This window comes from Planotetraspora phitsanulokensis (assembly GCF_016863295.1).
Lineage (GTDB): Bacteria > Actinomycetota > Actinomycetes > Streptosporangiales > Streptosporangiaceae > Planotetraspora > Planotetraspora phitsanulokensis.
The window spans coordinates 225,643-246,661 of record NZ_BOOP01000018.1 but is presented as its reverse complement, the minus strand read 5'-3'; the positions used below and the strand labels follow the sequence as shown (position 1 = coordinate 246,661).

Sequence of the window (21,019 nt, the reverse complement as noted above, 5' to 3'; positions counted from 1 at the left end):
ATGGGACGGTGACTTCCCAATCCCGGTCGATCGTGGTGCTCGGCTCGACGGGCTCCATCGGCACTCAGGCACTCGATGTGGTGGCCCGCGCGACGGACCGGTTCCGGGTGGTGGGACTCGCGGCCGGCGGCGGCAGGGTGGATCTTCTCGCCCGCCAGGCCGCCGCGTACGGCGTCGAGGCGGTGGCCGTCGCGGACGCGGGAGCCGTACCGGCGCTGGCGGAGGCGCTCGCGGCGCACGGCGCCCGGCCCAAGATCCTCGCCGGTCCCGAGGGCGTGGCCGAGCTCGCCGCCTGGCCCTGCGACGTCGTGCTGAACGGGATCACCGGGGCGCTCGGGCTGACCTCCACGCTCGCGGCGCTCGAGGCGGGGCGGGTGCTCGCCCTCGCCAACAAGGAATCCCTGATTATCGGCGGGCCGCTGGTGAAGCGCCTGGCGGCTCCGGGCCGGCTGCTGCCCGTCGACTCCGAGCACTCGGCCCTGGCTCAGTGCCTGTGGGCGGCGGGCCCGTCCGGAGCCGAGGCGAAAGCCGTACGGCGCCTGATCGTGACGGCGAGCGGGGGCCCGTTCCGCGGCAGGACGCGGGCGGAACTGCGCGACGTGACGCCGGAGATGGCGCTCAACCACCCGACGTGGAGCATGGGCCCGGTGATCACCGTGAACTCGGCCACCCTGGTCAACAAGGGGCTCGAGGTCATCGAGGCGCACCTGCTGTTCGACATCGGCTTCGACCGGATCGAGGTCGTGGTCCACCCGCAGTCGATGATCCACTCGATGGTGGAGTTCACCGACGGCTCGACGATCGCGCAGGCGAGCCCGCCGGACATGCGGCTGCCGATCTCCCTGGCTCTGGGCTTCCCCGAGCGTGTGCCCGATGCGAGCCCGGCGGTCGACTGGACGACGGCCCACACCTGGACCTTCGATCCGCTCGACGACGAGGCGTTCCCCTCGGTCGCGCTGGCCCGCCACGTCGGCACCGTGGGCGGTACGGCTCCCGCGGTCTACAACGCGGCCAACGAGGTGTGCGTGGAGGCCTTCCTCAAGTCGGGCCTGCCGTTCCTCGGCATCGTCGACACCGTGGAGCGGGTCGTGGCCGAGCATTCCGCCGGTCCCGCGTCGTCGGTCGAGGAGGTCCTCGCGGCCGATTCCTGGGCCAGGACGCGGGCCGCCGAACTGACCGCCCAGCCCGGCTGACGGGGCGCGCGCCGGCTTGCTCCGTGGCCCTCGCCGTCGATCGGCCGCGAGCGTGATCCGGGAGGAAACAGCGGCCGGGACCGCTCAGGACGGTGTGACAGGTGCCGGTTCCCCGACGGTGTAGGTGACGCCGGTCAGCCGTTCGGACTCCTGCCACAGGCGGCGTTGGGCCGCGGTGTCGTGGGAGCGGGCGCTCGACTGGACGCGGGCGGGGTGTCCGGTGAACTGAGCTCGGCCCGGCGGGCCGTAATATTCGCCGCCGCGCACGCCCGGGTCGACCGCGGCGCGAACGGCGGCCAACGCCGCCACCTGCGGACTCTGCATCAGCCACCAGGTGAGCATTCGAAGCTGGGGACGCATCATGACTCTGACCGGGAGGGGCATCTCGCGACCGAACTCGGTGCGCGCGTTGCCGGGATGGGCGGCCACCGCGACGGTCGGCACACCGGCCGAGGCAAGCCGCCGGTGCAGTTCGTAGGTGAACATGAGGTTCGCCAGCTTGGACTGGAAGTACGCGTGCGTGTACCGGTACCCGCGTGTGAAGTGCAGGTCTTCGAAGTCGACGGTGCCGCGCCGGTGCCCGATGCTGCTCACCGTGACGACCCGGGACCCGGGTACGGTCAGCAGCCGGTCCAGGACCAGCCCGGTGAACGCGAACGGGCCGAGGTGGTTGGTCGCGAAGGTCGACTCGAAGCCGTCCTCGGTGACCGCGTGCCGCGGCCTGACCCCGCCGGCGTTGTTGATGAGCAGGTCGAGCCGGGGGTGGTCGGCCCGGAGTTGTTCGGCGGCGCCCCGGACGGAGGCCAGTGACGCAAGGTCGAGTTGCAGCGTGCGGACCGTCGAATCCGGCGCCGAGGCGGTGATGCGGTCCGCGGCGGCCGCCGCCTTGTCGGCGTTCCGGCAGGCCAGGATCACTGTGGCGCCGTGCTCGGCGAGCAGCTTGGCCGTCTCGAAGCCGACCCCGGTGTTCGCGCCGGTGATCACGGCCGTGCGTCCTCGTTGGTCGGGTACGTCGGCGGACGTCCAGCGCCGCCTTGTGCTCAGGGTCATCCGATGCTCCGATCCGGGTAGAATCGGGACGGTCGTCCCGCTTATGTGAATATACGGGACGGTCATCCCGGTTGTCTACGGTGAGAGGGGGCACGGCTCCGCGATGGCGAAAAAGCCGACCGCGACCGACGCCGGCGGTCAGAAGCCCGGGAGGGCGTTGCGCGCCGACGCCCGGCGCAATCGTGCTCGGGTGCTGCAGGTGGCGGCCGAGGTCTTCGCGGCAGAGGGACTGTCCGTGCCGGTACATGAGATCGCACGCCGTGCGGGCGTGGGCACCGGCACCGTCAGCCGCCACTTCCCCACGAAGGAGGAGTTGTTCGCGGCGATCCTGCTCGACCGCTTGGAGCAGCTCAGCGGCAGAGCGGACGAGCTCGCCGAAAGCCACGACGCCGGAACGGCCTTCTTCACCTTCTTCTCCACGCTGGTCCACGAGGGTGCGCCGCATCGTGGCCTGGCCGAAGCCCTGGCCGGCGCCGGCTACGACGTGGAGACCGCCGCCGCCGACGCCGGCTACGACGTGTCAGGCCGGCTGCGCGCCATGCTCGCCCGTGCGCAGGAGGCGGGCGCGGTACGGGCCGACATCACCTATCCGGACGTGAAGGCCCTCATGGCGGGCTGCCTTTCACGCGACGTCGACGACAGCCATGGCGCCGCGCTGAGCCGGCTCGTCGCCGTGGTGTGCGAAGGGCTTCGAGCCCGGCCGAGCTGAACGGGACCGAGGCGGGCTCACGGGGGGACCGCGGGGCCTCCAGGCCGCTCCATGCCGTTCATGCCGGGCTCCGGGAGTCGGTCAGGCGGGCGCTCACGCGTTCCGGATCTTGATGTCGACTGCCTCCGGGCGAAGGAACCGGGGGTGCCAGGGGCAGACCCCTGGGGGACGTCCGCCCAGGTCAGGTGGGATGGGAGGGTGAACGGCGATGAAACCTTCAGCCTGTGACGCCCGGCTGCCGCTCAGCGCGCCCGCTGGATTGCCTAAACTGATGACGTCGCCCGATAGCCAGCGCAAAAGGGACTGAAATGTCTGTTGATCTCGGCATTCCTTCGGTTAGATCCCAGCCGATCGCTTCGAGGAGGGTGTCCCGGCAGATCATGGTCGGTTCGGTTCCGGTCGGTGGTGACGCGCCGGTCTCGGTGCAGTCGATGACCACCACGCTGACCTCCGACGTCAACGCGACGCTGCAGCAGATCGCCGAGCTCACCGCGTCGGGCTGCCAGATCGTGCGGGTCGCCGTCCCTTCGCAGGACGACGCGGACGCGCTTCCCATGATCGCGAAGAAGTCGCAGATCCCGGTCATCGCGGACATCCACTTCCAGCCGAAATACGTCTTCGCGGCCATCGACGCCGGCTGCGCGGCGGTCCGGGTCAATCCCGGCAACATCAAGAAGTTCGACGACAAGGTCGGCGAGATCGCCCGGGCCGCGCAGGACGCCGGCACCCCGATCAGGATCGGCGTCAACGCCGGCTCGCTCGACCCCCGCCTGCTCCAGAAGTACGGCAAGGCCACCCCTGAGGCGCTGGTCGAGTCGGCGCTGTGGGAGTGCTCGCTGTTCGAGGAGCACGGCTTCCGCGACATCAAGATCTCGGTGAAGCACAACGACCCGGTCGTGATGGTCCAGGCCTACCGCCTGCTGGCCCAGCGCTGCGACTACCCGCTGCACCTCGGCGTGACCGAGGCCGGGCCGGCCTTCCAGGGCACCATCAAGTCGGCCGTCGCGTTCGGCGCGCTGCTCGCGGAGGGGATCGGCGACACCATCCGCGTCTCGCTGTCCGCGCCTCCGGTCGAGGAGGTGAAGGTGGGCATCCAGATCCTGGAGTCGTTCAACCTGCGCCAGCGCGGCCTGGAGATCGTCTCCTGCCCCTCCTGCGGCCGGGCCCAGGTCGACGTCTACACGCTCGCCGAGCAGGTCCAGGCCGGACTCGAGGGGCTCAAGGTGCCGCTCCGGGTCGCCGTCATGGGATGCGTCGTCAACGGGCCCGGCGAGGCCAGGGAGGCCGACCTCGGAGTCGCCTCCGGCAACGGCAAGGGCCAGATCTTCGTGAAGGGCGAGGTCATCAAGACCGTCCCCGAGTCGCAGATCGTCGAGACGCTCATCGAGGAGGCCCTGCGCCTGGCCGAGGAGATGGGCGTCGAGGTGGACCTCGACGAAGACGCCCCGGGACCCGAGGTCGTCGTCCGCTGATTTACAGTACGCAACCGCTTGGCTACATCGTGTCAACCGTTCTTGTGTGCGCGGGGTAGCCGTCCGATCACTTCCGGGAAGCTGGCCTCTGCCGTATGAGCAGAGGGAGCGTGCCGGTGAAGCGGGTCGTCGGGTTGGTCGCGGGTGTCGCGATGCTGGGTGCCGTGCTCGGGGTCGGGCCGGACGGGGCGCAGGCCGCGCGCGCCCGGGAGATCGCCTGGGGGCCGTGCGACCGGGGCGGAACGTCGCCGCTGGGCACGGCCCTGGACTCGGTGCCGCAACCGCTCCCGCGCTCGGAGCCGCCGGCCGGTGCGATGGAGTGCGCGCGGGTGCGGGTGCCGCTCGACCACTCCGAGCCGCTCGGCCAGCAGATCTCCCTGGCCATCACCCGGGTCAGGGGTACGGCCGGCCGTGACGCCGGCCATCTCGGCGTGCTGCTGGTCAACCCCGGCGGGCCGGGCGCGTCCGGCCGGTCGCTGGCGAGATACGTGGCGGCCACCCTGCCGAAGGACGTGGCCGCGAGATTCGACGTGATCGGCTTCGACCCCCGGGGCGTGGGGGCGAGCGAGCCCGCGCTCAGCTGCGTCGATCCCGCGCGCTTCTACGCCCCGCCGCGCGCGGACAACATCCCGCGCGTCAAGGCCGACGAGGACGCGCTGGTCGCCCGGGCGCGGGAGTACGCGCAGGGCTGCGGCAACCGGTACGCCTGGTTCCTGCCGTACCTCACGACCGAGAACACCGCGCGGGACATGGACTCGATCCGGGTTGCCCTGGGCGAGGACAAGATCAGCTACCTGGGCTACTCGTACGGCACGTACCTGGGGGCCGTCTACGCGACGCTGTTCCCGCAGCGGGTCCGCCGGCTGGTGCTCGACAGCGTGGTCGACCCCTCGGGGGACTGGTACGACACGAACATCGCCCAGGACTACAGCTTCGACCGGCGGCACAAGGAGTTCCTGTCCTGGGTGGCGCGCAACGAGAGCGTGTACCGCCTGGGCCACTCGCAGGCGGCGGTGAGCTTCGCCTGGTACGCCATGCGAGCCCGGCTCCACGCGCGGCCGGCCGGAGGCGTCGTCGGGTCCAGCGAACTGGACGACATCTACACGGCGGGCGGCTATTCCAGCAGGTTGTGGCCGAGGCTCGCCCAGGCGTTCTCCGACTACGTCCTCAAGGGCGACGTCACGGGCCTGGTGGCGCTGTACCACAGTGATTCGGAGGTGGACGCGAAGGAGGAGAACTCCTACGCCGTCTATCTGGGCGTCCAGTGCCGTGACTCCGCTTGGCCGCGGAGCTGGGAGCGGTGGCGTGCGGACGCCGAGGCGGCCAGCGAGAAGGCGCCCTTCATGGCCTGGCCCAACGCGGTCTACAACCTGCCCTGCGCCTTCTGGCCCGAACGCGGCGGAACGCCGCCCAAGGTGGGGACCTCGCGCGTGCCGCCCGTCCTGCTGATCCAGTCGGTCCACGACGCGGCCACGCCGTACGAGGGGGCGTTGAGCATGCTCCGGCTCTTCCCGACCGCGCGCCTGCTCACCGAGGCGGGCGGAGATCATGGTGTGTCGCTCGCGGGCAACCCGTGCGTCGACCGCCACCTCGCCGCCTATCTGCGGGACGCGAGCCTGCCCCCGGAGCGCAGCGGAGCGAGGCGGACGGACGGCGCCTGCCCGGCGCAGCCCGAACCCCGGCCGGTGAGCCGCCTGTCTGCGGGCTCGCCAGTGGTCGCGATCCGGTAGGCCGCGGCGGGCGTCCATGAGCGGTGAGCTGCCGTTCGTGTCTGATCGGTAACTTCAAAAGCCTGGATGCTCGCGTAGGCTTGGGGCCGTGATGCTGCGAACATCGGCGTCGCGCGTGCTCGACGACAATGATCGCGAAGAGGTGCTGGCGCTCCTCGACGCTGATCCGGTCGCCAACGTTTTCGTCGCCTCTCGGGTCAGAACCGTGGGATTGAACCCCGCGCGTCTCGGCGGTCAGATGTGGGGTGTCGGGCCGCGCGGTGGCCTCGTGTCCCTCTGTTACGCCGGTGCCAACCTGGTGCCGATCAACGCCGGCCGGGAGGCCGTACAGGCTTTCGCCGACCGCGCGCGCAAGCAGGGCAGGCGCTGCTCCTCGATCGTCGGGCCCGCCACCGCCGTCGAGCAGTTGTGGGAACGTCTCGAACCGCACTGGGGCAGCGCCCGCGCGATCAGGTGGGCCCAGCCCGTCATGGTGACCGACTCGGCGCCCGCGGTCGAGCCCGACCCGCTCGTACGGCGGGTCAAGCCCGAGGATTTCGGCGTTCTGCTGCCGGCGTGCGTGGCCATGTTCACCGAGGAGGTGGGTGTCTCTCCGGACAACGGCGACGGCGGGGCGCTGTACCGCTCGAGGGTCGCCGAGCTGATCCGCATCGGCCGCTCCTACGCCCGGATCGAGGACGGCCAGGTCGTGTTCAAGGCCGAGATCGGCGCGGTGACGCCCCAGGCGTGCCAGATCCAGGGCGTGTGGGTGCATCCCGACTTCCGCGGGCGCGGCCACGCCGTCTCGGGCATGGCCACCGTGGTCGAGCAGGCGCTGAAGTACTTCGCGCCCCTTGTGACGCTCTACGTCAACGACTACAACCTGTCGGCCCGGGCGGCCTACCGGCGGGTCGGCTTCCGTGAGGTCGACACGTTCATGTCCGTGCTGTTCTGACCAGCCGGCCCATGAGGTGGTCGAGCTCGGCCGCGGGGTCCTCGGTCAGCCCGGCGTGCACCGGGCCCGTCTGCACGATCGTGCTCTTGGGCGCGGTGAGCCACCGGAACCGGCTGCCGAGCGACTCCTTGCGCAGGGGCCCCGCCTCGTCGCCGCAGGCGATCTCGTAGGCCGCGAGCGCATGCCGTACGCCGGCGAGGTCGACGGTGGCGCAGAGGGAGAGCAGCCGGGCCTCGTCGAGCTCGACGCGGGCGCAGAGATACCCGCGCGGCTGGCAGTAGACGATCACTCCGGCGTTGACCAGCTCCCCGCGCTCGACGCTGGGCATCACGCGGATCACGGCGTATTCGTAGACGTCGCGGCTCATCCCCGTCCTCCTCGCGTCGCGCGCCAGAAACCGCCGATGGTGCTCTCCTGACGCCGTGGCACCGGCGGGGACGCCGTGAGGTCGGGCAGCCACCCTCTCGGGCCCTGCGCCCGGGCGAACAGGTGGTCGCCGTAGGCCTGCCGTACGGCGGAGGCGTCGGCGAAGCCGGGCTCGTCGTCGAGCCATTCGTCGGGGACCAGCCCGATGACCTCGTCGAGCAGTTCGCGGGTGACGAGGGCGCTGAGATCGGCGTCCGCCGCGGCGAGCTCGGTCGCGAAGGGCGCGAGCACGTGGTCGTTCGCGTCGTAGCGCCGCTGGGGATCGGCGGTCGGCCAGTTGTGGTGGAACCACAGGGCGGCGCCATGGTCGATCAGCCACACGTCGCCGTGCCAGACCAGCAGGTTGGGGTTGCGCCAGCTGCGGTCGACGTTGTGGATCAGGGCGTCGAACCACAACAGCCGCGAGGCGAAGGCGGCGTCGGGTTCCCAGGCGAGGGGGTCGAAACCGAGTGCGCCGGGGAGGAAGTCCACCGCGAGGTTGTGGCCGGCGCTGGCGGTGAGTAGATCCTGGATCTCCTCGTCGGGCTCGCGCACGCCGAGCTGAGGATCGAGGTCGATCACCTTGAGCTCGGGAGTGAGGAAACCGAGCCGTCGTGCCAGCTCGGCGCAGATGATCTCGGCGACGAGGACGCGACGGCCCTGGCCTGCACCCCGGAATTTCACGACATATGTGCCGAGGTCGTCGGCTTCGAGTACGCCGGGGAGTGAGCCGCCCTCACGTAGGGGAGTGACGTATCTCGTCGCCGTGATCAGATCCAACACGACACGAGGCTACCGCCCCCACCTCGGCGTGATCATGCGCAGGTTCGTGAAAGGCGCGCCCCACGGCTGGAGGGGACCTGCGGGGCGGGCGTGACCCCTCCGCACGCCCGCCGGGCAGGGTCACCGGGCGGTGCCCGGTATCCACCACATCTGGCCGCCGGCCACCTCGTGATACACGTCGAGGATGTCCAGGCCAGTGATCTTGCTACGGGACTCGGCCGCTGCCCAGGCGAAGATGCCGCGGGCCAGCGCTCCCGTCTCCTCCTGCACGCGAAGGGCGTAGACGCGCGCCCTGATCTCGTGCACCTTGTGGTCATCGGGGTCGGCCTGCGCCGCGAGCTCCGCGAGTTGGCACGCGAGCCGCAGATCACCGTCGGCCGCCGCCACGATGGCCCGCCCCGCGAGCGAGGCCGCGCCTGAGGCGAGCTCGGCGACGGCCCTGGCGAACACCGCGTCCGGCGCGGGCTTGAGGTGGGCGGGGTTCCCGTCGTGCCACCCTCCGTGCAGGCGCCAGATGTTGCGGACGATGAACTCGGGCTCGTCGTAGAACGGCTTGAGGTAGACCCGGTCGGCGAGCTCCCGCGGCGGCTCGACGGTGTGCAGGATCTCGTCCAGGCGGACGCCCGCGTTCATCAGGTCGAGCGTCTGCTCGACCAGGCTGTCCAGGTAGTCGGCGGTGTCGACGAGTGCCTGCCGCACCCGGTCGGCTCCCGCGATCGGCAGTCCGTGCCCGGGGAGCAGCAGTTCGGCGTTCATGGTGGCCATCTTTCGCAGCGCGACGGCCCACTCGTCGGGGTAGCGCTGCACCTTCTGCGGGCCGCCCGCGCTGGGCGCCACCCACACGAACAGGTCGCCGGTCAGCAGGACGCCGCGTTCGGGCAGGAAGGCCCAGGTCGCGTCGTCGGTCTCGCCGCGAGCGTGCCGCAACTGGAAGGTGACGTCCCCCAGCGACAGGTTCATCCGGTTCTGGTAGGTCAGGTCGGGCACCCGGTAGTTGGTCGGCCAGCTCATCCGGATGAAGCCGAACTGGCGCTGGTCGATCACCGAGTTGTAGCCGGCCGTCCTGCCGTACCGGGCGAACCGTCTCGCGATGCCCTCGTGGGCGACGACGATGGGCCGCGGCCCGTCCTCCTCGTCGAAGGCCTCGGTGCCCGCGACGTGGTCCATGTGGCCGTGCGAGAAGATCGCGTACTTGATGGGCCGGTCCGACCACTGCCTGATCGCCTGGTACATGGCCGGGGCGTCGACGGCGTTGCCCGTGTCGAACAGCGCCAGGCCCTCATCGCCCCGGATCGCGTACACGTTGCCGAACGCCGGCCACATCGCCACGCCCTGCGTCACTTCCTGGGCGCCGGCGGCGCGCAGGACGCCGAGGGGAACCTCGTCGGCGCGCACCACCCCACGCCAGACCTTGTCGGCGTATTCGAGGATCGGCGAAGTCATGTCCTCGATACTCGTGGTCGTCCGCTTCCCACGGCAGTAGGGAGGTCCCTAAAGCTCCCCACGCTCCACGGCGAGTGCGAGCTCAACGCGGGAGCGCAGGCCGGTCTTCGCGTAGACGCGGGTGAGGTAGACCTCCACGGTCTTCCGGCTGTAGTGCAGTTCCTCGGCGATCTGCGGATTGCTGAGACCATCGGCGACCAACGCGATCACACGGCGCTCGCTCGGGGTCAGACCGCTGTCGGCCGCCGGGGCGAGCCCGGCCTCGCGCATGCGGCGCTCCGCCGCCCGCTGCCACGGCGTCGCGCCCAGTCTGACGAAGATCGAGTGAGCCCGGGTCAGCTGAATGTGGTCCCCGAGCACACCGAGGACGAACCGGGCCTGCGCCTCCTCGAACGGCAGGCCGTCCGCCCGGGCCTTCTCCAGCGCGGCGTCGGCCCGGGCCCGGTCGCCGAACGCGCGGCCCATCGCCAGGTCCGCGGCGAGCTGCGCGCGCGGCGTCCCGGTGGTCGCGTGTTCCGCGAGCCGCGCGGCGGCTCCGCGCGCCGACGCCTCGTCGCCCGACGACAGATGCAGCAGCACCTGTACGGCCAGAGCCCGGTGAAGCACGTCGGGGATGCCGCATCCGACGGCGTCCTCCAACTCGCGCCGCGCCGTGGCCCAGTCGCCGCGCAGCAGCGCGAGCCTGGCCCGCGACGTGCTCCGCAGGCCTGTCTGCATGGGGCACTCGGGCGGAGGTTCGGCCAGTACGGCCTCCGCCTCGTCGGGCTTGCCCTGGTCGAGGAGGATGTCGAGCTGGATGTTCCGCAGCAGCCCGAGGTTCTCCAGCAGCCCGGCCTCCGCCATCGCGCCCGCACCGGCGGCGATGTCGTCGAGCGCCTGGTCCCATTCGCCGCTGAGCCGCCGCGTCACCGCCATGGTCCGCACGTACTGGCCGGCGATGTCGTGCCAGCCCAGGCCCCGGTGGATCTGCTCGGCCTGGTCGAGCAGCTCGACGGTCCGCGAGCGCAGCCCGGCCACGGACATCACGTGGGCGGCGGACTCCAGGGCCGCCAGCCGAGCACCGGGCGGCAGGGCCGCGGAGTATCCGAGGAGGTCGTCGACGGACTGCCGGGTCGCCGCCCAGTCGCCCTGGATCACCGCCCGGATGGCGAGCGAGCCGGCGGCGATGACGCGATCCTCGGGCGGGCAGTCGGGCAGGCCCTCCTGCGCGCGCCGGGCCAGGTCGGCGTCCGGATGGCCCAGCTCGGCCTTGATCAGTGCCTGCTGCGCGAGCAGCGCCGTCGGGTCGTCGGCGTGGGGAAGCTGCCGTGCGGCCACGGCCAGCGCCACTTCGTACCACCCCATCGCGTGGGCGGCCGCGACGGCGGTGCAGGCCGTGCGCGTGTGCCTGCGCCCGGGGTGCAGCACGGCGAGCGCGCGCTGTCCCGAGTTCAGCGCCAGCGCGGGCTGGGAGCCCTTCCAGTACGACATCGCCTGCCTGGCCAGCAGGTCGCCCTTGTCGTCGGCGATCTCCGCCGCCCTCCCGTACCAGTGGGCGGCCGACAGCGGCGCCGTCCAGCGGGTGAGCTTGGCGGCGCGCATCATCGCGGTGAGCGCCTCGTCGGGGGAGCCGCCTTCGGCGACGTGCGCCGCCCATTCGAGGACGCGCCGCGTCCCCGTCAGGCCCTCCCGCTGCAGCCACTCGGCGATCCGGGTGTGCACCCTGCGCCGTTCGGTCACTCCGAGGTCGTCGTACAGGGCCTGGGCCACGAGCGGGTGGGCCAGGCCGTAACCCTCGGCCGTGCGCGTGACGACGCCGTCGCGGACGAGGCCGTCGAAGGCGTGCTCCGCCTCGCGGGCGCCGAGGCCGGCGAGTTCGGCGAGAGGTTCGAGGTCGGTGCTCTCCCGCGTCCGCGACAACGCGGCGAGCACCTTCGCCAGCGTCCGGCCGCCCTGGTCGCGCTGGAACAGGCGGCGCAGGATGGCGCCCCGCCGGGCGTCCGGATCGGCCGACCACACGGCGCCGCCCTGGACCAGGCTCAGCACCGCCTCCTGGGCGAACCACGGGTTGCCCCGGCTGATCATGTGCACGCGCCTGACGATCGTCTCGCTGGGCGTACGGCCGAGCAGGGTGGTGACGAGCCCGGCCACCTCCGGCATCGACAGCGGCTCAAGCCGGATGGCCAGGTCCACGTCGAGGGCCGGGGGCCGGCGTGCCGTCCCCAGGATGGCCACGCGCGGGACGCGGCGCGGAAGCCAGCGCAGCACGCTGAGCGTGTCCGCGTCGGCGAGGTGAAGATCGTCGATGGCGACCAGCGTGCGCCCCGGCAGAGATTCGAGCAGCTGGGCGGCGAGCACGGCGGGGGCCACGGGGGAGTGGCCGAGCGCCGCCTCGTCGATCGCGCCGTACAGCTCGGCGAGCCCGCCCGGCGCATCCTCGGCCAGCGTCGCGAACGCCCCCGCGAGCGGCGCGTAGGCCAGACCTCCGTCGAGCTCCCGGGCCTGGCCGCGCAGCACGCGGAAGTCAGGAAGCCGCTCGATCACCTCGCCCAGGAGGTGCGTCTTCCCGATGCCCGGCTCGCCTCCGATGAGGACCATCCGGGGCGTCTCCGAAAGGGCGGAGACCACTTTGTTCAGGATGTCGGCGCGGCCCACAGTGACCACCCGCGAATCCACGGCCGGCGGTCACCCCCTTCACACTCGTTCCTTGTGTACGAGTAGGACGCGGCGCAATGCTTGAACGTTCACAGGAAATGTGACGCCGGATGGCCGTGATCGCAAGCGGTTCCGCGTTTATTCGATGACGAGATCGACGGGGATGTTGCCGCGCGTGGCGTTGGAGTAGGGGCAGACCTGGTGGGCCGTCTCGACGAGCTTGGTGCCCACCTCGCCCTGAAGCTCGTCGGGCAGTTCGACCCGGAGCACCACTCCGAGGCCGTACCGGCCGCCTTCCTGAGGAAGGAGGCTCACCTCGGCGGTCACGGACGCGTCGGAGGCGTCCACCTTCATCCGCTTGGCGACGAGCGAAAGTGCGCTGGCGAAACAGGCGGAGTAGCCCATGGCGAACAACTGCTCGGGGTTGGTGCCCTCGCCGTCTCCGCCCATCTCGACGGGCCGGGACAGCCGCAGGTCGAGCTTGCCGTCGTTGGTGCGGGCGCGGCCCTCGCGGCCGGTGGCGGTGCCGACCGCGGTGTAGATCGCTGACATGGTGTCGTCTCCCTCTGATGTGCGTCTCAGTACTCGCCTACAAGACTCAACACGGTGTCGATAATTCCGCGGAAACCTGTGCGGCGTCGCGCGGCGCTCCGGGACGGCCAGGACGGCGGCGGTCATTCCTCGGATCGTGCGGGAGGGATGCGAGCTGGTTCGGCGGAGCCGGGACCGGTGAGGTGGGACTGGGCGTATTTGCGGAAGGCCGCCACCAGGCGGCTGTGGCCGCCGGCGCGGGTCGCCAGCACGACGTGACTGGGCTCGACGTCGTCAAGGGGGATCATGGTGAGGTCCGGGCGGTGGCTGCCGGCGCGGAGGGCCGGGACGATCGCCACGGCCTGCCCGGCGGCGACGAGTTCGAACTTGTCCTCGACGGCCTCGACGAGGGGACCGTCGGGTGCCGAGCTTCCGTCGGGCCGGGGGTCGATACGCCAGAAGGCGTTCCAGGCCGGGTCGGGCAACCGGGGCAGGGGTTCGCCGGCGATGTCGTCGAGGGTGACGGATTCCTTGCCGGCCAGGCGGTGGTCGAGGGGGACCAGCAGCACCCGGGGTTCGGCATAGAGGATCGTCACGTCCAGCTGCCCCGTGTCGATCGGCAGCCGGGTCACCACCGCGTCCACACGGTGATCGAGCAGCGCCTCGCGCCGATCGTTCCAGTCCAGGAACAGGGTGTGCACGTCGGCGCCCGGGTGCCGGTGACGCAGCTCGCGCGCCGCCGGGGTGACGATGATCCCCGTCGTGTAGCCGATGGCGATCCGATTGGGCTCGGCCGCGGCCCGGGTGTGGGCCGCGGCCTGAGCGGCGGAGCGCAGCAGCGCCTTCGCGCGGGGCAGGAAGACGTCCCCGGCCTCGGTGAGCCGGCTGCCCTGCGGGGTGCGGTCGAGCAGCCGGGCGCCCAGTTGTTGTTCGAGGCGGCGGATCTGACGGCTCAGGGACGGCTGGGTGACGTGGAGGGCCTCGGCGGCGCGGCCGAAGTGCCGGTGCTCGGCGACCACCGTGAAGTACCGCACCAGCCGCAGATCGAGGTCAGCGGAAGAAACCGAGTCGGACATGTCTGAAGCGTAGTCCGCGACAGGAGCCGTCAGCTCCGGAAAGACCTCGCTGACCTGGAGTGATGCCTGAATCGCATTGCCCGGTGCGGAACAAGCCTTGGACGCGGGCCACTCCCCGCTCCGACGATGGAAGCACCGCTCCGGGCGTCCCTCCACACAGCCCGGGGCCGGGTCACGCTTTCACCTAAGGGAGTCCACCATGCGTGTATTCGTCACCGGCGCAACCGGCTTCATCGGTTCCGCCGTCGTTCGCGAACTCATCGATGCCGGACATCAGGTTGTCGGTCTTGCCCGCTCGGACACGGCGGCCGTGTCGCTGACGACCGCCGGGGCCGAGGTGCACCGCGGTGCCCTCGACGACCTCGACGGTCTGCGCGGCGCGGCGGCCGGGTCGGACGGAGTGATCCACACTGCGTTCATCCACGACTTCTCCGACTTCGCGGCCGCCGCCCAGACGGATCGGCGCGCCATCGAGACCCTCGGCGAGGCGCTGGCGGGATCGGATCGCCCCCTCGTCGTGGCCGCCGGGACCGCCGGTCTCACGGCGGGCCGTCTCGCGACCGAGGAGGACGTGCCTGATTCCGCACCGCTTGCCGCGCCCCGGATGTCGGAGGTGGCGGCGCTGCCGTTGGCCGCGCGTGGCGTGCGCGTCTCTGTGGTGCGGCTCCCGCCGACGGTGCACGGCGAGGGTGATCACGGTTTCGTCCCGCGCCTCGTCGACATCGCCCGCGCGAAGGGCGTCTCTGCCTATGTGGGCGACGGTTCCAACCGGTGGCCCGCCGTCCACCGGCTCGATGCCGCGCATCTGTTCCGGCTGGCCTTGGAGACGGCGCCCGCAGGCACCCGACTGCACGGGATCGGCGAAGAGGGCGTGCCGATCCGTGCCGTCGCCGACGTCATCGGCCGGCATCTGAACCTGCCGGTGACCGCGGTCTCCCGTGAGGAGGCGGACGGCCACTTCGGCTGGCTCGGCGCCGTCGTCTCGATGGACACTCCGGCCTCCAGCGCCTTGACCCGGAAGCAGCTGGGTTGGCATCCCGTGCACTCCGAGCTCATCCCCGACCTCGAAGAAGGCCATTACTTCAACGACTGATCCGGCTGTGACGACAGGCCTCGGCCCCCGGGCGCCGCGCACACTGATGCCGATTTATCCGCAAATGAGGATCACTGTCCGGCTCTCAGTGCAGCCTTGGCAGCCTTCGCCATGGCGCGTCCCCCGGTGACGCCGTACATGTCGGAGTGTGGAGACGAACTTCCCCTTCCCCGACGACCAGCTCGCGTTCGCGTACGCGGTGCGGGAGGTGCTCGCGGAGAACTGTCCCGCGGGAGCCGTACGGGAAGCCGGCCAGGCCGTGCGAAGGGACGAGCGGCTCCCCGCGTGGCCGCAACTCGCGGACATGGGGTTCTTCGGAGTGCTCGTGCCGGAGGAGCACCAGGGCCTTGGCCGCGGGCTCGCCGCCTCCGTTCTGGCGTTCGAGGAGACCGGCCGGGCTGCGCTGCCCGGCCCGGTCGTCGAGACGGCTGTCGTGGCTCCACTGCTCGTTCGGGACGAGGACCTGCTCGTCCAGCTGGCCGCCGGGAAGCTGTGCGTGTCCGCCCGCCTCGGTGACCAGGTCCACGCGCCGGACGCCGACCTCGCCGACCTGCTCGTCGTGGAACGGCACGGCGAGACGGAGGTCGTCCCCACGGCAGAGGTGCGGCTGACGCCCCAGGCCGGGGCCGATCCCGTGCGCCGCCTGTTCAGCGTGGCCGTCGGCGAAGAGCTCGGCCCAGCGGGGACGGCCTTGCCCCTGACGGCTCGTCGTCTTCCTCTGACGGCCACGGCCATGGCCGCGCCCGCGGTGGCGGGGGCGACCGTGGCGGTGGCCGCGCAGTTGGTGGGACTGGCCAGGCACGTGCTGGAGGTGTCCGTCGAACACGCCGGAAGCAGGAGGCAGTTCGGCATGCCGGTCCCCGCCTTCCAGGCGGTCAAGCGGCGGCTCGCCGACGTCGCGACCGCGATCGACCTCGCCGCGCCCCTTGTCTACGCGGCAGCGGCGGTCGTGGATCGGGCGGCACGTGGTGCGGTCGAGCCGACGGGGCTGGGCAGGGCGGTCAGCGCAGCCAAGGCGAGCGCGGGCGAGGCCGCGACACGGGCCGCGGAGACGGCGCTGCGCGTGTACGGGTCGGTGGGGTACGCCGAGGAACTCGACCTGCGGTTATGGCTCGCCCGGGTGTGGTCGCTGGCTTCGGCCTACGGTGACACGGGGGTCCATCGGGCTCGCCTGCGCACCGCCGTCCTGGGCAATCCCGCCGCTTTCTCCGGTCTGCCCCGGGCTCTGTGACCGCCGGACCGCCCTTCGCGCCGGCCGGTGACGGGTCGGCTCACGGAGGGTCGGCTCGGCGATGGGACGGAGTCGCGAGGGACGGCTCGGGCGGAGCGAGAGGTCAGGACTTGCGGTGACGCCCGCCCTTGGTGCGGCGTTGAGGTGCGGGCTGCTTCTCTGGCTTGGGCCGCTCCTCTGGCGGGGGCTGCTCGGACGCCGCCGGCGACCTGTCCGTCGCCCATCGCGCGCGAGGCTCTTCCCACACGGCCGGCCTGTTCTCGTCGGCGGATGCCCGCTGCTCGACCGGCACCGACGGCCCGGTCGGGGCGGGCCGGCCGTCCGGGATCGGGGCGGCGGGACCACCGGTGTGCTCCTCGTGCAGGTTCGTGCTCCAGAAGGTTTCGAGCGCGTCGGCCAAACCGTCGCTGCCCTGGTAGAGGCTCGGCCTGGGGTGCGACGGCGGCTCCGGGGTGTCGCTCGGATCAGGCTGCTCGGGCGTGGGGCGCCGGTCGGGCATGAAGTAGAGGGGATCCGCGTGTGGAGGGGCGGCCGATGCGACCGCATATGCCTCGGCCGCATACGCGTCGGCCGGAAACACGTCCGTAGGGAACGCGTCGGCTGAGTCCCCGTTCGCTGAGTCCCCGTTCGCTGAGTCTCCGTCGGCAGGGGACGCGTGGCCCGGAAATACGTCGGCCGGATGCGATTTCGGCGGCGGGAAGGCCGTGCCCGGGCGGTCCACGGGCATCGACGGCCATGGCGGAGGTCCGGGCCTGTCCGCGCGGTCGGCGACGGTGTTCATCCGGACGGGGGTGAACCATCCGCCCGGCTCTCCTGACGTCCCGTGCCCCGGTGCACGGCTCGGGGCCGGTGACTCGAGGATCGCCTGCGCGTCCCCGTCGGCCACGGCATGCCGTACGGAACCTCGCCGGACCTTGAAGTAGGCGGCGGCCAGCACGGCGACGAGCAGCGGCGTGATGACCGCCGTGTCGCCGAGCTGCGGCGGGATGCTCGGGAGCGGCTGAAAATCGGCGACGGTTCTGGTCGTCGCCGGCTCGTACGTGGTGATGGCGGGCACCGTGTGCGACACCGGGTGTGAATTCGTGCGGGACACCGTCTTGGCGTCCGGATCGCTGTGGGCGGCCGTCCACATGCCGGGCGAGGTGCCTGCGACCGCGGCCCGTACGGTCGCCGACGCGCTGCCCGCCAGGGTCTCCACGGTCAGAGTGGGAGATGCGGGCGCGGAGGACGCGGTCCCGATGAACGTCGCCTGGCTCGCGCGCGACAGGTGGTGCGGCGCGGCCGCGGGGGCGGGCGCCTCGGCGGGCCGGGGTGTGGCCGGAGGCAGTGACATCGTCTGGTGGGCGGTCGCGGCGGCGGTGGCCCGCCCCTCCGCCTCGACCTTCCGCTCCTGGAGTGCCCTGATCTTCTCCGGGTACCCGTAGCCCACGACCGAGCTCTGGTCGCGCACCTGCGCGCGCACCTGCCCGCCGCCGGTGTTGCCCTCGATGGTGTGGATCTTCTTTCCGTCGACGGAGGCGACGATGCCCACGTGGTCGATGCCGTCGATCGTGCCCGTCCCGGACCAGTCGAAGAAGACGACGGCACCGGGTACCGGGACGGATCCCCAGGCATGGTGCTGCTTGAACCACCGCGCGTGGCTGACCGTGTAGGCGAACTGCCCGAACCAGTGGGCGTAGCCGAGCTTGTGCGCACCCCATGACAGGAACATGTCGCACCACGGCTGGCTGGTGTATTCGGCGTCGTTCTCGACGGTGTTGTACCAGTGCCCGAACTTGGTGGACCCGCCCGCGTGCTCGCTGTATCCGACCTGGGACTGCAGGAGGTGGAGGAGTTTCTTCATCTCGGGGCTGTTCATGCGAAGGATGGGCCTGCCGTTCTGCGAGGGAATTCCGGTGACGTGGGAGGCTACCTTCGCAAAACGGGCTATATCTAGACAAAGTCAAATTTATCTACCTAAACATGAACAAACCGGCCAGGTAGAGCTAGAACATGTTCTAGAATCGGCGCCATGACGATCGAACTCGCCAATGGGGAAGCGCAACTGGCGGCCCTGGCGGTGTTGTCCCAGCAGACCAGGGAACTGATGGACGCGGTCGTGCTGACCGACGTGGACGAGACCGAGATCGCGGCCGTGACCGCCGAGCTCGTGGCCATCACCGAGCGTCTCCGGGCTGTCCGGCGCGACACCCCGTTGCCGCACGAGTTCGCCCCTGACGGAACGTTCCGGCATCTCGGCAACGCCGTCACCGGCGCGTGCAACCCCCATGCCCTGCCCCTGGAGGTCGAGCGCTCGCTGGAGGGCGGCTCCCGCGCGGATGTGAACTTCAGACCCGCCCACGAGGGTCCGCCCAGCGGGGTGCACGGCGGCGTCAGCGCGATGATCCTCGATCACCTGCTGGGGGACGCCGTGGCCGCCTCCGGCCGAGGGGGCGTGACGGGCACGCTGACCATTCGCTACAAGAGGCGGGTGCCGTACGGCGAGCGGGTCGTGGCCACGGCCGCGGTCACCCGCAGCGAAGGACGCAAGACGTGGGCGGACGGTTCGATCGCCCTTCCCGACGGCACGCCGCTGGTCGAGGCGACGGGACTGTTCGTCACCCCGCAGATGTGGATTCGACCGGCCGAGCCCGGTGAGGAGCCGGCGCCGGTGACCGGGCCGCCGCCGACGAGGACGGCGCCGCCCGCCTAGGCGGGCGCGGGCGCGGGCGCGTTGGTGTGATCACGCCGGGAGGCCGGGCTCGCCCCTGGTCGGCGGGCCGGACTCCTGAACGCACACCTTCCGGATCGACGCGCGTTGCGCGCCGTTCGCGGCGCCCGGCTCGGTCGTGATCACCGCGGTGTACTCCGTCACCTTCCGCCGGCAGTCGGCCGGGCCGAGGTCGGCGCTCGCGCTGAAGGAGTAGGCCGTCCGCCCGTGCAGCGTCCGCGTCACCGTGTCGACGACTTCGCCGTTCCGGCCGAACTGGACGGTCACGCGGACGGGGCCGGGGCCGCCGGTGCTGATGTCGGCGTCGACCTCCGTGCCGTCCCAGTCGGAGATCTTGACGCTGTCCACCGGGGGAGGAGGACAGGGCGCCCCTGTGACGCGCACCGAATCCGTCTGCGTGCCGCCCGGCGCCGCGGGAGAGGTCCCGGCCTCCACCCGGCGGTAGACGGTCGTGTCGCACTCGGGGGTCGGGAAGGCCTGCTGCACTCCCGTGTCATATGAGGTCGCGCCCGCCAGGGGGATGACCTGCGGGGGCAGGGGCTTGAGGTCGTCCGGCCCCGTGCCCTCGAGGAAGCGGACCGTCAGCGTGACCTTCTTGTCGTTGGCCGCCCGCACGTGGACCGTCGCCGACTGCCCGTCGAATCCGGTGATGCCGAGGCGCGTCACCTCTGGCCGCACCGGTTTCGGCGTGCCCGGGGGCGTGGCGCCCGGTGAGGACGGCTGCCCGGTGGGAGAGGCGGACGTGGAGCCGGAGGGGGCGCCGGCCGGCGGATCGCCCGGCGAGGCGCCGGTTCCGGTGGGCGAGGGAGAGCGGGACGGAGAGCGGGACGGCGACGGAGACGGCGAAGATGACGTGGTCGCCGATGGTTCGGCGGACGGCCCGGCGTCCTCCGCGTGCACGGGAGGCACGATCGGCGAGTCGTCGGCCACCGGGGTCTGCCGGTTCGCCGCGATGAGGGCGGCCACGACCACCGCGGACAGCACAGCGCCGCCGAGGGCGAACCGGGGCACGAACGAGCGGAGCCTGCCGGTCAGCACCGTCCGGGCGACCGAGGTGGCCACTTCGACCGGCTCGGCCGGCTTGGCCAGGGGGAACGCCAGAGCGAGGAGGGTGGCCAGCTCCGCGAGCCGCCTGCGGCCACGCTGCTCCCAGTCGGGTCCGTAGCTCGCGACCGCGGCGTCCTCCAGCTCGCCGAGGAACGTTCCCGCGGTCGGCGGCCGGTCCGCCGGGTTCTTGGCGAGACCCCGCGACACCAGCCCACGGACCGCGCTCGGCACCTCCTCGGCCGGGATCGGAGCCGTCTTGTGCAGGTGGCGCAGCCGCGCGATGTGATCGGCCCGGTACGGCTTGCGCCCGGTGAGGCACTCGAAGAACACGCAGGTCGCGGCGTAGACGTCGGTGGCCGGGCTGACCGCGCCGTCGTCCCACTGCTCGGGCGCCATGTAGGGAGGCGTGCCCGCGGGCATGCCGGGCTCCGTGCTGGGCGTGGCGATGCCGAAGTCGGACAGCTTGCTCGCCCCGTCAGCCTGGACGAGCACGTTCTCCGGCTTGTAGTCGCGGTGCACGATGCCGGACGCGTGGGCGAGGGACAGGCCGGTCAGCGAGCCCTTGAGCACCACCAGCGCCGCCTCCGGGCTGGTCGCGCCGTGCTCGCTCAGGATCCGCCGCAGCGGGACCCCGTCGACCAGCTCCATGACGATCGCGGCGCCGTCGCGCGTCTCGACGTACTCGTAGAGCCGCACGATGGCGGGGTCGTTCAGCTCGACCATGATGCGGGCTTCCTGGCGGAACCCCATCAGGAAACGCGGGTCGCCGCGCAGCCGGTCATGCAGATACTTGATCGCGACGTAGGCCCCGGTGGTCGAGTAGGTCGCCAGCACGACCCTGCCGGCACCACCGGCGCCGAGCTCTCGCACTTCCCGGTATCCGGGAACCGACCAGGCGTTCATGCGGCCCCTTCGGATAGCCCTGAACCAAGGTCTCACCCGAAAGGCGGATTGTCACCGGAGCATAATGTCACCGCA

At 71.5% G+C, this 21,019-nt stretch carries 17 protein-coding genes; 8 read left to right on the top strand and 9 right to left on the bottom strand.

Features of this window, described 5'->3' with window-relative positions; genetic code table 11:
- The first annotated feature begins 32 nt into the window (after positions 1-32).
- The gene (dxr, locus tag Pph01_RS19810) at positions 33-1,193 is read left to right on the top strand and encodes a 1-deoxy-D-xylulose-5-phosphate reductoisomerase (protein WP_308441904.1); all 1,161 of its coding nucleotides are present in this window, start codon (positions 33-35) and stop codon (positions 1,191-1,193) included.
- A gap of 84 nt (positions 1,194-1,277) precedes the next feature.
- On the opposite strand, the gene Pph01_RS19805 is transcribed toward dxr, so the two are convergent.
- Complete coding sequence (locus Pph01_RS19805) at positions 1,278-2,243, bottom strand: oxidoreductase (protein ID WP_204074594.1); 966 nt, start codon at positions 2,241-2,243, stop codon at positions 1,278-1,280.
- A 103-nt stretch (positions 2,244-2,346) separates the two neighbouring features.
- Here Pph01_RS19805 and Pph01_RS19800 point away from each other — a divergent pair, with 103 nt between their 5' ends.
- The 4 genes from Pph01_RS19800 to Pph01_RS19785 all read left to right on the top strand — a co-directional run bounded on the left by Pph01_RS19800 (position 2,347) and on the right by Pph01_RS19785 (position 7,088).
- Positions 2,347-2,952 carry a TetR/AcrR family transcriptional regulator gene (locus tag Pph01_RS19800; RefSeq protein WP_239116851.1) on the top strand — a complete coding sequence of 202 codons (606 nt, stop codon included), beginning with the start codon at positions 2,347-2,349 and terminating at the stop codon, positions 2,950-2,952.
- Positions 2,953-3,260: 308 nt separating this feature from the next.
- A complete protein-coding gene (ispG, locus tag Pph01_RS19795) occupies positions 3,261-4,424 on the top strand; it encodes a flavodoxin-dependent (E)-4-hydroxy-3-methylbut-2-enyl-diphosphate synthase (RefSeq protein WP_204074593.1) in 1,164 nt (387 codons plus the stop codon).
- 116 nt (positions 4,425-4,540) lie between these two features.
- Positions 4,541-6,154 carry an alpha/beta hydrolase gene (locus tag Pph01_RS19790; RefSeq protein ID WP_204074592.1) on the top strand — a complete coding sequence of 538 codons (1,614 nt, stop codon included), beginning with the start codon at positions 4,541-4,543 and terminating at the stop codon, positions 6,152-6,154.
- Positions 6,155-6,245: 91 nt separating this feature from the next.
- Positions 6,246-7,088: a GNAT family N-acetyltransferase gene (locus tag Pph01_RS19785; RefSeq protein WP_204074635.1), complete on the top strand. Its 843-nt coding sequence runs from the start codon at positions 6,246-6,248 to the stop codon at positions 7,086-7,088.
- Here the strand turns inward: Pph01_RS19785 and Pph01_RS19780 are convergent.
- The 6 genes from Pph01_RS19780 to Pph01_RS19755 all read right to left on the bottom strand — a co-directional run bounded on the left by Pph01_RS19780 (position 7,069) and on the right by Pph01_RS19755 (position 13,960).
- Positions 7,069-7,455 carry a DUF3037 domain-containing protein gene (locus Pph01_RS19780; RefSeq protein WP_204074591.1) on the bottom strand — a complete coding sequence of 129 codons (387 nt, stop codon included), beginning with the start codon at positions 7,453-7,455 and terminating at the stop codon, positions 7,069-7,071. The genes Pph01_RS19785 and Pph01_RS19780 overlap by 20 nt on opposite strands.
- Positions 7,452-8,276, bottom strand: coding sequence for a HipA family kinase (locus Pph01_RS19775; protein WP_204074590.1), 825 nt, complete (start codon positions 8,274-8,276; stop codon positions 7,452-7,454). Before Pph01_RS19775 ends, Pph01_RS19780 begins: the two co-directional genes overlap by 4 nt.
- 120 nt (positions 8,277-8,396) lie before the next feature.
- Positions 8,397-9,719, bottom strand: coding sequence for an alkyl sulfatase dimerization domain-containing protein (locus Pph01_RS19770; RefSeq protein ID WP_204074589.1), 1,323 nt, complete (start codon positions 9,717-9,719; stop codon positions 8,397-8,399).
- A 48-nt stretch (positions 9,720-9,767) separates the two neighbouring features.
- A complete protein-coding gene (locus Pph01_RS19765) occupies positions 9,768-12,362 on the bottom strand; it encodes an AAA family ATPase (RefSeq protein WP_204074588.1) in 2,595 nt (864 codons plus the stop codon).
- Positions 12,363-12,491: 129 nt separating this feature from the next.
- Positions 12,492-12,905 (bottom strand): organic hydroperoxide resistance protein, encoded by a 414-nt coding sequence (locus tag Pph01_RS19760; RefSeq protein WP_204074587.1) that lies wholly within the window; start codon positions 12,903-12,905, stop codon positions 12,492-12,494.
- Between the two features lie 122 nt (positions 12,906-13,027).
- A complete protein-coding gene (locus Pph01_RS19755; RefSeq protein WP_204074586.1) occupies positions 13,028-13,960 on the bottom strand; it encodes a LysR family transcriptional regulator in 933 nt (310 codons plus the stop codon).
- A gap of 199 nt (positions 13,961-14,159) precedes the next feature.
- Here Pph01_RS19755 and Pph01_RS19750 point away from each other — a divergent pair, with 199 nt between their 5' ends.
- Positions 14,160-15,053: an SDR family oxidoreductase gene (locus tag Pph01_RS19750; RefSeq protein WP_204074585.1), complete on the top strand. Its 894-nt coding sequence runs from the start codon at positions 14,160-14,162 to the stop codon at positions 15,051-15,053.
- A 148-nt stretch (positions 15,054-15,201) separates the two neighbouring features.
- Complete coding sequence (locus tag Pph01_RS19745; RefSeq protein WP_204074584.1) at positions 15,202-16,284, top strand: acyl-CoA dehydrogenase family protein; 1,083 nt, start codon at positions 15,202-15,204, stop codon at positions 16,282-16,284.
- Between the two features lie 103 nt (positions 16,285-16,387).
- Here Pph01_RS19745 and Pph01_RS19740 read toward each other — a convergent pair whose 3' ends face one another.
- On the bottom strand, positions 16,388-18,142 hold the full coding sequence (locus tag Pph01_RS19740; RefSeq protein ID WP_204074583.1) for a CHAP domain-containing protein: 1,755 nt from the start codon (positions 18,140-18,142) through the stop codon (positions 16,388-16,390).
- A 153-nt stretch (positions 18,143-18,295) separates the two neighbouring features.
- Here Pph01_RS19740 and Pph01_RS19735 point away from each other — a divergent pair, with 153 nt between their 5' ends.
- Positions 18,296-18,976, top strand: coding sequence for a PaaI family thioesterase (locus tag Pph01_RS19735; protein ID WP_204074582.1), 681 nt, complete (start codon positions 18,296-18,298; stop codon positions 18,974-18,976).
- Positions 18,977-19,006: 30 nt separating this feature from the next.
- Here the strand turns inward: Pph01_RS19735 and Pph01_RS19730 are convergent, their stop codons facing one another.
- Positions 19,007-20,944 (bottom strand): serine/threonine-protein kinase, encoded by a 1,938-nt coding sequence (locus Pph01_RS19730; RefSeq protein WP_204074581.1) that lies wholly within the window; start codon positions 20,942-20,944, stop codon positions 19,007-19,009.
- Positions 20,945-21,019: the final 75 nt, after the last annotated feature.